The following is a 9,771-nucleotide window of genomic DNA, read 5'->3' as shown; positions in this document are numbered from 1 at the left end:
ATGCTTTTTGTCTTCTCATTTACCCTCATTCACTTCTCTTTGTGCAAATAGGTTTTATTAATGTTTTCTCGGTGTAGCGCAGCGCCTTGGTGGCCTCTGTGGTAGAATATTTTTTTAAAGCAATCACAGCTAAAGCTTGTTCCTGCTGAGCTTTTCAACTGGTTAATTTACTTGCTCCTTGAATCAGCACCTATCACCTTGTATCTATCACTTTGCTAACTTCAACTCACTAACTCAACCGTTTCACCTTGCAAGCTGGGCGTTTGCGCAATTTTTGTTTGTAGTAAACTAATTAATTGTTCTGCTGCGGGGCTGGGTTTTGCAGAATGTGGCCACAGAGCGTATATAGGCCTTGCTGGGAAGTTTTTTGGTAGTTCAACATAACTAAACGCATGTTTTTCAATTATTGTGTCAATTTCACTCATCGGCAGTAATCCTACGCCATAGCCTGACTCGACCATATTTTTAGCAATGGTTATATCAAAACAAAAACTAATTTGCGGGTACGTTTGTTTAAATTGTTTTAATAGTCCTGCCGGGAGTTGTGACTCTGTGTAGGGTAAAATCAGCCTCGTTGTGGGGGCATTGTTTTTAACAATGAGCTTAATAGCAATCGAGCCTAAGCGCTTTTGGTAATAGCTCGAATCTTGTTGTTCGCCAATGCGAATGGCCAAGTCAAAACGTTTTTGGCTGAGCTGGCTATTGGCATTGCTTGGGTAAATGTGGAGATTGAGCACCGAATTGGTGGCTGCAAATTCGTTGATTGCCGGCATCAGTGGTCCGGCGATGATATTTTGTGGGCACAGCAGGTAGAAGTCACTCAGGCCGTGCTCACTGCTGTTGAGTTGATTAAGCTGGTTATTGAGCGCCATGACTTGATCGGCAAGTTCGCTATAAAGCTGTTCGCCCTTTGTAGTAAGCACAATCCCTCTGGCTGTGCGTTGCAATAATGGCTCTGCGAGCTTGTCCTCTAACCCTTGAATACGCCTTGACAGGGTCGATAAATTTAGCCCTAGATCCTTCGCTGCTTGGCTCATGCTATTACGCCGCGCTATTTCAATAAATAAATGAAGATCATCAAGCATATCAATTTCTCAATCTTAGTTTGCGTTTTCGTGACTGTTTGCCCGTCACAGCTTTGCATATAGTAACGCTAAGGAGGAGATATGAAAATTCATTTAATATTTACTGCGGCGTTCTCATTTTTGATGTCGTTTTTATTATCCGCTTGGGTGACTTACCTTAATTTAGGGTTAAGTGACACGTTTATTCAAAGTTGGCTAACGGCCTTTATCAATGCTTGGCCTGCTGCTTTTGTGGTGGCATTTAGTGTTGCACCACCGATCCGTTTACTTGTAATGCGTTTGTTTAGTAAGGAGCAAAAATGATTAATATTGTGGCAAAAATAACCCCAAAGCCTGAGCTGTTTGATGACTGTAAAGGGCGTTTACAGTCAATATTGACGGCTACTCGAGCAGAGTCGGGCTGTATTCGGTTTGAGTTATATAGCAATGCTGAGCAGCACTGTTTGTTTTTAGTTGAGCAATTTGCATCGCAAGAGGCACTTGATAGCCACTATCAACAGCCTTATGTTACAGCAGTGTTTGCATTTTATGAGTCGGCACTAGCTGTACCCGTTGAAGTGAATTATCTGCAAGCAGTCACTTAAGTTATCTTACACTCGCCGAGATTTGAGCGGAGCATCAATGACACCTTAATAACCCTACTGGGCTACTGGAAAGTACTGGTTTTCGTAGCCCAATTTGTTCGGTTGACACTATAATTAGTAAAGTGACTACAACATATTTAAAGTAATGCGATAAGTCGCAGCTTTGCAGTTTAATAACTAACTGGTATCTTTAATTGGGTGAGTAAACATCAACCCATAGTGGTGGACTGGAATAGGGAAAATAACAGTGGCAAGAAATCTGAACGTAGCGGCTTTAATATTACTCAGTGGTGCTATGGGTCTTGCCCATGCTGACGTAACACGGATGAAGTCGAGTGTTAACCGCGAAGAAACTCCCAATAAAATTCAAGAAAACCTTATTTTACCGTACTTTTTTAGCACCGATACAATGGGCTTTAATTTAGGCGTTGGTGGTATGCTAAAAGGTTGGCATCAAGATCAAATGAGCATTGGCGCCACTGCATTTAAAGGTGATGTAAGTCATGGCTTTTGGGCTGGGGTGTTCAATTATCGTATTAATGATAGTGAACGTTGGTATTTAAGTGCCAATGGTTTGTTTGCTTATTTTCCTGATCAACGTGCTTATACCGGTGCTCGCCAACCGGTCGCTCCCGGAAACGTTACTCCAGGTAGTAATGAATCAAACAATGAGCAGTATTTAGAAGCGGATGGTGATTCTAATTGGGTTGATATAAAGCTTGAATATGCTCTGCCGTTTGGTGCGACCAAAGACAGTGGTATGGTGGATTACACATTAAAAAATGGTATTTTGGTGTCTGCTCCCTCAGGTGGTAAAGAGTGGAACCCACTGACATCGGGCGCTATGGTTGCCACTATGCGTTATTTTAGCCGTTTTCAAAGTTTTGAATTTGAATCACAACAACTCAGCGGTGATATGTCTGCGGTTGAATTTGGCCTGCTATATGACAATACGGACTTTGGCACAAACCCTAGTTTTGGTAGCCGTCAGTATGTGTCTTACACTACTTCGTCGCCATGGGGCGATAAAGAGTATGATTGGAATTTGTGGCAATTTAGTGCTAGTAAGTTTTTATCGTTTGGTGCGTCAGAGTACGCTCATCAACGGGTATTAGCGCTTAATTTTTGGACCGCGTATTCGCCTAGTTGGGATCTGTTCGAAACGGCTGATGGCTCAACGGTCATAACCGATGCCGCCCCGTATAATGAGGGGGCAACCCTCGGTGGCTTCAAAAGAATGAAAGGCTACGACTTTTATCGCTTTCATGACAAAGCGGCTATTTATGCCACCGCAGAGTACCGTCATACCCTTAAATATAATCCTATAGAAGATGTGCAATGGCTGAAATTTTTAAAGCTTGATTGGTTTCAATTAGTGGCGTTTGCAGAAGCTGGCCGAGTCGCTCCAGAATATGACTTTGGCACGCTTACCGACGACATCAAATTTGACTACGGGGTTGGCTTGCGCGCTATGATGGCAGGTTTAGTGGTGCGTACTGACCTTGCAATCTCCGATGAAGGCACAAATATGTGGGTGATGGTTGATCATCCTTTTTAAGCTCGTAGATACGCTGTTTAAGTGCTGCTTAGCGGCACGATTTTCTTCAATTGTTTATCTAGGGTATTTAAGCAAAACGGCTTGATAATAAAGCCGCTAACTTTAGCGGCAATAATTTCTTTGATTGCGGCAGAGTTATCTTCGCAGGTAACCATAAGCACGGGGATATTTTGTAATTTTTGATCGTCGCGGATGCGGTTGAGTAAGGTTTTACCATCCATTTTTGGCATGTGTAAATCAGTTATCACCAGATCAAAGTGTTGGTTTTTTAAAAAGGCGAGTGCTTGTAGGCCGTCAGTGGCCTCGACTAGATCTGGAAAGTTAAGTGCTCTGAGCATGTTAATTAGTACATGGCGCATCAACGGCATATCGTCAACGACGAGTATTTTCATAGAGTTAGATTATCTGTGGCTTTTTTGTTCCTTTAAGATTAGCTAACAAAGTGATACTGCGCTAGGGTCTGTTGACCTTTCAAGGTTGAATTTGCAGCAGTCTGTTTGGTATTTAGGCAAGGCAGAGCCTATGTGGTGTGGTTATTCCCCATAAATAGGCGATAACGCAGCATCAATGCCAAACAGGCGCTGCCCGAAGGGTTCTGCCTAGGGGCACTTAACTCTTTGTTGCTCGATTTTTACTTAGCCCACTAGGTTACAAACCTCGCGCCGCGATTAAATTGCCCCTAGTTTGAACAAATATTAATCCGCAAAGGTCAACAGACCCTAGATAATTAAAAACACTCGGCCACTAATTGGCTGAGACGGGCAATTTTTATATTACTTAGCTGGCGGTAATCAAAATATGGGCAAACAATTAATTTGTTAGTTTTATCTATCGCAAACTCATCATCGAGCCAATCTAACTGCGCCGTTAACAGCCCTTGGTTTATCAATGCTTTGGCATACGTTCGCCCAGCAATAATGTGTAAGCTAGAGTTGTTTGTAAGCGCCACAGGGCTAAACAATAAAGCCGTTTGACTATCGCTTTGCAATAATTGACTATCGCGATATTGCTGCCAGGTTGGGGCGAGCTTAGCAAACTGATAATGCTCACTTGGCAGCGCAAACAGCACTTTTGCATACACGTTAAACACTTTACGCCAGCCATTACCGCACGCTTGATTAATGGTATCTATTTGCCCATTACTCAGCGCACTCACATCGCTTAAATGGTTATATTGGGGCATTGGCGGTACATTTTCGATGTAGACCGCAACAGTGAAGCTTGTATCACCAAAGCCGATATTGTGTGCGCTGTGACTCATTTGTTTTTAGCTAAAATGCGGTCAAGATTATTGGCGAAGTTTTGACGGTCGCTTTGACTCAGTGGTGGTGGCCCACCATTCATTTCTACGCCGCTGGAGCGCATAGTGTCCATAAAGTCACGTACATTAAGTAGTGAACGAATATTTTCGCTGGTATACAGTTCACCACGTGGATTGAGCGCTTGGCCACCGTTATCAATCACTTCCGAGGCCAGTGGAATATCGCCTGTGATCACTAAATCATTGGCTGCAATACGTTTCACTATTTCATCATCGGCGACATCAAATCCTGATGATACTTGTAAACGGCTAATATATTTAGATGGCGGGATACGCATTGCATGGTTAGCGACTAAAATGGTCTCAGTTTGCGTACGCTCTGCTGCGCGAAATAAAATTTCTTTGATCACCACCGGACAGGCGTCGGCATCAACCCATATCTTCATTATTAGCTCACCTAGTTAGTTAAACAATGATCCTAACCTAAGCTTTTTATAACCACTAGTATTAAGTGAACTTTTTTATAGTTTACTGCGTAGAATTGATAAATCATATAAGGATCAATTATGAAAAACCAACTCGCTATTGTATGTACTTTGTTTGTTAGCTGCTTATTAATTGGTTGCACAGCGATGCCTGATAAAGTAACCCCCGTCAGTCCTTTTTCAATCGAGCAATATCAAGGTAAGTGGTACGAAATTGCCCGTTTAGACCATTCATTTGAGCGTGACTTAGAAAACGTCACTGCGGATTATTCGATTAATGATGATGGCAGTGTCACTGTGTTAAACCGTGGCTTTAATGCACAAGATAATGAATGGAGCGAAGCGCAAGGTAAGGCGAAATTTGTTGATAGTGATAATGTAGGGCATTTAAAAGTGTCATTTTTTGGGCCGTTTTACAGCTCATACGTGGTGTTTGGTTTAGATCAGCAGAATTATCAGTATGCGTATGTCTCTGGATACAACAATGATTACTTGTGGTTATTAGCACGTACGCCAACGGTCAGTGAACAACGCATAGCTGATTTTAAAGCCAGCGCAAAACAACGTGGTTTTAATACTGATAAGCTGATTATGGTGAAGCAAGACCCGACGCAGTGATCGTCAGTCCGTTGGCAGTTACTGCGTTTTTAAATTTTGGCTGGAAATAAAATTCCATAGTAATAAATATGACACATGAAGTGAGTATTATACCTACATAGCTTGAGTAGCAATTGCCCTAAGCTATTTGTAGACATGTGTATCCCCCTACTTTTTATAACCAAATTATTTGGCTATATAGGCAAACTAACTTAGTTTGCCTTTTTTTATGTCATATCAATGGTGTTAAGTTATTGGTATCAGATCATAATTTTACTAACTAAGCTTAAAAAACACTTAAAAATAACCCACTGAGCATTACTACGGTGATATTTAGCATACTCATAATTTTTACCCACGATGCTTTAAAACTATAAAAAATCATTAAAATTAATATACTTACAGCAATGTAGCCGCAAAAAAGCAGGGCGCCGTAACCATTATGTTGCAGCACACTAAGCACTAAACTTAGTAAAATACTGATCCAAGCTACAAGTAAAAATTGTTTACTCTGTTTTTCATTTGGACGAGTTTTAAATACCTCTCGATAATGATTGAATTTTGCTAAAGCAAAACAATTAAAAGCCAATAAGCACAGGCTAAACTGCAGTAACTCATGCATTATGATTGCTCCTGTAAATTGGCTTTAGCAGCGCGTCTCGAACCTTGCGGCTGTGCTTTAGATTGCGCTCGAGTACGTATTTTTTTGGCTTGAATAACGAACAGCCCAGCAAAAATCACACATAAAAAGTCAACACTAAACAGCGCCCATTGGCCATTTTTTAAGTAGCTAATTATATTACCGTCGGTTGTGAGTGCATTGATAAGTACCACCGCAATACACCCGCCAGCATTGAGCCAAGCAATTTGCTGCCACTGCACTGTGGCGCGTTTAAATAAGGCAAATAATGCAACTGCAAGCCAAGTTAAAAAGAACGCTAAAACTTCTTTATCAGCTCGCTCAACAACACTTATAGGCAGCAGCCGATTGGCAATAAAGAATGCGCAAGTAGCCAGTGGTAAGCCCATTAGGGTAGCAAGGTTTAAACCTTCCACGAGTTTTAAACCAAACGACGCCGTTTGTTGTTTTTTCATCCGTTCGCGAATACGTTTAGCCCACATTATGCAGCCGCTAGCTATCATTACGCAGCCGGCAATGCCGCATACAAAATATAACCAACGCAGTAGCGGGTTGGCTAAGCGGCCGGTATGTAGTGCGGTCATTGAATCGTAAAACACTTCTGTATTAGTCAGCTCTGTGGCACTTTTAGCTATTAAGCTACCATCAACCCCGTTGAATAATAGCGTGGGCGTTTGATCGCGCAGTTGTGTTCCTGTAGAGGCGCGAACTGTGACTGTGGCTGAGGCTTTGTTTGGATCGCGAATTGATACTTGCGTTAAATCAGCATCAGGCCAGTTAGTATAAACTTGATCTAAAATGCCTTCGATATTAGCTAATGGGGCACTTTCAGGGCTGCTTTTGCTACGTACATTGGTTGGCAGTACATCATTAAATAAGCCGCGTACACCGTCCTCATAGGCGGTCATTGCCGGATAAGGAAATAACATAAAAATCAGTGTTATTAAGCCGGTATAGGTGATCATAAGATGAAAAGGTAGGGCTAAAACTGACGATACATTATGACCATCTAACCAACTGCGGCTGCCTTTATTAGCGCGAAAACTAAACATGTCTTTAAAAATACGTTTGTGGATCACAATCCCAGAAATGAGCGCAACAAGCATAAATAAGCTGGCTAAGCAGACTATCCAACGCGCAGTGAGTACATCGATATAATGTAAATCAAAATGGAGGCGGTAAAAGAAGTTTCCGCCTTTTGTTTCGCGTGTTTGCGCAACGACTTGGCCGCTGCTTGGGTCGATATTATGTTCTTGCCAGCCGCCAAATCGCTTGCCTTCGGGACGAGGCTTTTCATAGGCGTAATTAAGCTGTGGTTCGCGCTGCGTAGGTAAGTAAATTCCCCAGCGCGACGAATCTGCGGCATTGCTTTGTAGGTATTCGACGCCCGCAATGATCTGTGATTTTTGTTGCGCGATACGCGTCTCACTTGCTTGTACATTGTGTAAAGCAGGCTGATTCCACAGTGTTATTTCATCACGGAAAAAACTTAATGTTCCGGCATAAAAAATTAAATACAGTAACCAGCATACCAGCAAGCCAACCCAGGTATGCATCCAGGTCATAGAGCGAAAAAAGTTCTCTTTCATAACCAGCCCTTTAGTAACGATAAGATCAACGCAGATCCTGCTGTAGTTAGTAAAATAGTGATCCAGACTTTGGTGAGTGACTTAACAGCAAACACCCAAATAAACACACAGCTATAAATAAAAATAGTCAGGCTGATACTAAGCAAAACGGCGTCTGATTTTTTCAGCGGTAAAGTAATGCTCAGTAATGCGCTAAATACAGCAGTAAAGACGTAACCACCTACGATGGCAGCTAAAAATCGTGAGAACACCGCAATGCGATAGCTATGAACTTGATAAGCATGACTTAATTTAGAAGCTATCGAGAATGATTGACTGTTTTTGACCGATTGAGCGTGCATAATGATCCCTCAAAGCCCCAAAAGTGGGGAGCGAATAAAGAGGGTATTATATATTCTCGATACAGAAAAGATAGTGATTCGTATTACCTTTGTTTTTATTATCAAGATAACTCTTCAATAGTCATTATTTTTTACTTAGTAAAATCGTGATCTATAGTTGGGTGTCCTTTGTTTTAATTGAAAAGTTCGCAAATTTTTCAGGTGCTTGTATGCTTAGTGGTGTTTAGGCTATTTAGCATTGGGATTGTTATTTTCTATAGGATTTATGATGAGTGCACATGAAAAGTTAAATTATGTTGAATTTGCAGCTTCCGACTTAACGGCAACGAAGGCGTTTTTTACTGCTGTATTTGGCTGGCAGTTTGTTGATTATGGGCCAGAATACACGGCGTTCGATCAAAAATCTGCAGGCCTTGATGGCGGATTTTATCAAGCAAATGCAAGCTCATTAACGCAACATGGCGGTGCGTTATTGGTATTCTACAGTGAAAATATCAAGCAAACACTCAGTCAGGTTGAGCGACATGGAGGAGTCATTATTAAGCCTATATTTGAATTCCCTGGCGGTTGTCGTTTTCATTTTACTGAGCCCAGCGGTAATGAATTTGCGGTGTGGTCAGAGCATGCTTAGTTTAAGCATTGCAGATCATAATTTTACTAACTAAGGATAGCCGTTAAGTGACCAATTTAAGTTGTGAAGAGATCAAAGCATTTGTACCCGCTAAAGATTACGCGCTGAGCTGCGAGTTTTATCAGCAGATGGGTTTTGAGCTTGCATGGCAGAGCCCTGAAATGGCCTATTTTTATCATGGTGATTGCAGTTTTTTACTGCAAAATTTTTATAACAAGCCACATGCTGATAACTTTATGATGCATCTTTTAGTTGAGGATGTTGCAGCTTGGCACCAGCATTTAACTGCGCAGGGGATCACAGAAAAATACCACGTGCAAATGAGTGAGCCTTGCGTACAGCCTTGGAATATGACTGATTTCGTAATATACGACCCGTCAGGCGTGTTATGGCGAATAGGGCAAAATAGTGACGCAGAATAACTTATTAACGCAAGTTAGTAATTGCGTGATCTGTGAACCACAGCTGCCGCTTGGCGCACGCCCGGTGGTGCAATTTAACCCTAGTGCACGAATTTTAATTGCCGGACAAGCGCCTGGGCTTAAGGTGCACAAAACGGGGATCCCCTTTGATGATGCCAGTGGCCAGCGCTTACGCCAGTGGTTAGGGCTGGATAAAGATGATTTTTATGATGCGACTAAAATTGCTATTTTGCCGATGGGGTTTTGTTACCCCGGCAAAGGTAAGTCTGGCGACTTACCGCCACGTAAAGAGTGCGCGCCTACATGGCGTGCAGAGCTGTTAGCGGCATTGCCAAATATTAAGCTGACCATAGTGCTGGGTAAATACGCGCAAGCGTATCATCTGCCACACACTAAACATTTACCCCTTACTGAGTTAGTAAAATCGTGGCGTGAGTATTGGCCAGCTATTTTGCCATTACCCCATCCCAGTCCACGCAATAATATTTGGCTCGCTAAAAACCCTTGGTTTGAACGAGATGTAGTGCCAAAGCTTTGCGATGCCGTGCAGTCAATTTTAAATCGTGAGGATGGTTAGC

The 9,771-nt window shown here is 42.1% G+C and carries 14 protein-coding genes; 7 read left to right on the top strand and 7 right to left on the bottom strand.

All coding sequences use genetic code 11. The features are described from left to right. Positions 1 to 221 precede the first annotated feature (221 nt). Positions 222 to 1,085 (bottom strand): LysR family transcriptional regulator, encoded by an 864-nt coding sequence (locus V7783_RS06195; RefSeq protein WP_335677975.1) that lies wholly within the window; start codon positions 1,083 to 1,085, stop codon positions 222 to 224. An 81-nt stretch (positions 1,086 to 1,166) separates the two neighbouring features. Between V7783_RS06195 and V7783_RS06190 the strand changes: the two genes are divergently transcribed. From V7783_RS06190 to V7783_RS06180, 3 genes are all read left to right on the top strand, one after another. Next, a complete protein-coding gene (locus V7783_RS06190) occupies positions 1,167 to 1,388 on the top strand; it encodes a DUF2798 domain-containing protein (protein WP_335677974.1) in 222 nt (73 codons plus the stop codon). Further along, complete coding sequence (locus V7783_RS06185; RefSeq protein ID WP_335677973.1) at positions 1,385 to 1,669, top strand: putative quinol monooxygenase; 285 nt, start codon at positions 1,385 to 1,387, stop codon at positions 1,667 to 1,669. The genes V7783_RS06190 and V7783_RS06185 overlap by 4 nt, the downstream gene beginning before the upstream one ends. Before the next feature lie 247 nt (positions 1,670 to 1,916). After that, positions 1,917 to 3,227, top strand: coding sequence for a BamA/TamA family outer membrane protein (locus V7783_RS06180; RefSeq protein WP_335677972.1), 1,311 nt, complete (start codon positions 1,917 to 1,919; stop codon positions 3,225 to 3,227). Positions 3,228 to 3,244: 17 nt separating this feature from the next. Here the strand turns inward: V7783_RS06180 and V7783_RS06175 are convergent, their stop codons facing one another. The 3 genes from V7783_RS06175 to V7783_RS06165 form a co-directional block, all read right to left on the bottom strand. Next, positions 3,245 to 3,619 carry a response regulator gene (locus tag V7783_RS06175; protein WP_335677971.1) on the bottom strand — a complete coding sequence of 125 codons (375 nt, stop codon included), beginning with the start codon at positions 3,617 to 3,619 and terminating at the stop codon, positions 3,245 to 3,247. A 335-nt stretch (positions 3,620 to 3,954) separates the two neighbouring features. Then, positions 3,955 to 4,488: a DUF6942 family protein gene (locus V7783_RS06170; protein WP_335677970.1), complete on the bottom strand. Its 534-nt coding sequence runs from the start codon at positions 4,486 to 4,488 to the stop codon at positions 3,955 to 3,957. Next, positions 4,485 to 4,934 carry a YaiI/YqxD family protein gene (locus tag V7783_RS06165; protein ID WP_145239874.1) on the bottom strand — a complete coding sequence of 150 codons (450 nt, stop codon included), beginning with the start codon at positions 4,932 to 4,934 and terminating at the stop codon, positions 4,485 to 4,487. Before V7783_RS06165 ends, V7783_RS06170 begins: the two co-directional genes overlap by 4 nt. 120 nt (positions 4,935 to 5,054) lie before the next feature. Here V7783_RS06165 and V7783_RS06160 point away from each other — a divergent pair, with 120 nt between their 5' ends. Next, on the top strand, positions 5,055 to 5,591 hold the full coding sequence (locus V7783_RS06160; protein ID WP_335677969.1) for a lipocalin family protein: 537 nt from the start codon (positions 5,055 to 5,057) through the stop codon (positions 5,589 to 5,591). A gap of 265 nt (positions 5,592 to 5,856) precedes the next feature. Here the strand turns inward: V7783_RS06160 and V7783_RS06155 are convergent, their stop codons facing one another. From V7783_RS06155 to V7783_RS06145, 3 genes are read right to left on the bottom strand one after another with little or no spacing between them, the layout of a single operon-like run. Continuing rightward, positions 5,857 to 6,192, bottom strand: coding sequence for a DUF3325 family protein (locus V7783_RS06155; RefSeq protein WP_335677968.1), 336 nt, complete (start codon positions 6,190 to 6,192; stop codon positions 5,857 to 5,859). Further along, complete coding sequence (locus V7783_RS06150) at positions 6,192 to 7,799, bottom strand: PepSY-associated TM helix domain-containing protein (protein ID WP_335677967.1); 1,608 nt, start codon at positions 7,797 to 7,799, stop codon at positions 6,192 to 6,194. Before V7783_RS06150 ends, V7783_RS06155 begins: the two co-directional genes overlap by 1 nt. Further along, positions 7,796 to 8,140, bottom strand: a complete 345-nt coding sequence (locus V7783_RS06145) for a hypothetical protein (RefSeq protein WP_335677966.1) — start codon at positions 8,138 to 8,140, stop codon at positions 7,796 to 7,798. The genes V7783_RS06150 and V7783_RS06145 overlap by 4 nt, the downstream gene beginning before the upstream one ends. A gap of 268 nt (positions 8,141 to 8,408) precedes the next feature. Here V7783_RS06145 and V7783_RS06140 point away from each other — a divergent pair, with 268 nt between their 5' ends. The 3 genes from V7783_RS06140 to V7783_RS06130 are packed head-to-tail and all read left to right on the top strand — an operon-like array spanning position 8,409 to position 9,770. Further along, positions 8,409 to 8,771, top strand: coding sequence for a VOC family protein (locus tag V7783_RS06140; protein WP_335677978.1), 363 nt, complete (start codon positions 8,409 to 8,411; stop codon positions 8,769 to 8,771). Positions 8,772 to 8,818: 47 nt separating this feature from the next. Further along, positions 8,819 to 9,193, top strand: a complete 375-nt coding sequence (locus tag V7783_RS06135) for a VOC family protein (RefSeq protein WP_335677965.1) — start codon at positions 8,819 to 8,821, stop codon at positions 9,191 to 9,193. After that, a complete protein-coding gene (locus V7783_RS06130) occupies positions 9,180 to 9,770 on the top strand; it encodes a uracil-DNA glycosylase family protein (protein ID WP_335677964.1) in 591 nt (196 codons plus the stop codon). The genes V7783_RS06135 and V7783_RS06130 overlap by 14 nt, the downstream gene beginning before the upstream one ends. Position 9,771: the final 1 nt, after the last annotated feature.

Source organism: Pseudoalteromonas sp., from assembly GCF_036960685.1.
In the GTDB taxonomy this organism is placed as follows: Bacteria; Pseudomonadota; Gammaproteobacteria; order Enterobacterales; family Alteromonadaceae; genus Pseudoalteromonas.
This window is presented reverse-complemented; position numbering and strand designations above follow the sequence as displayed.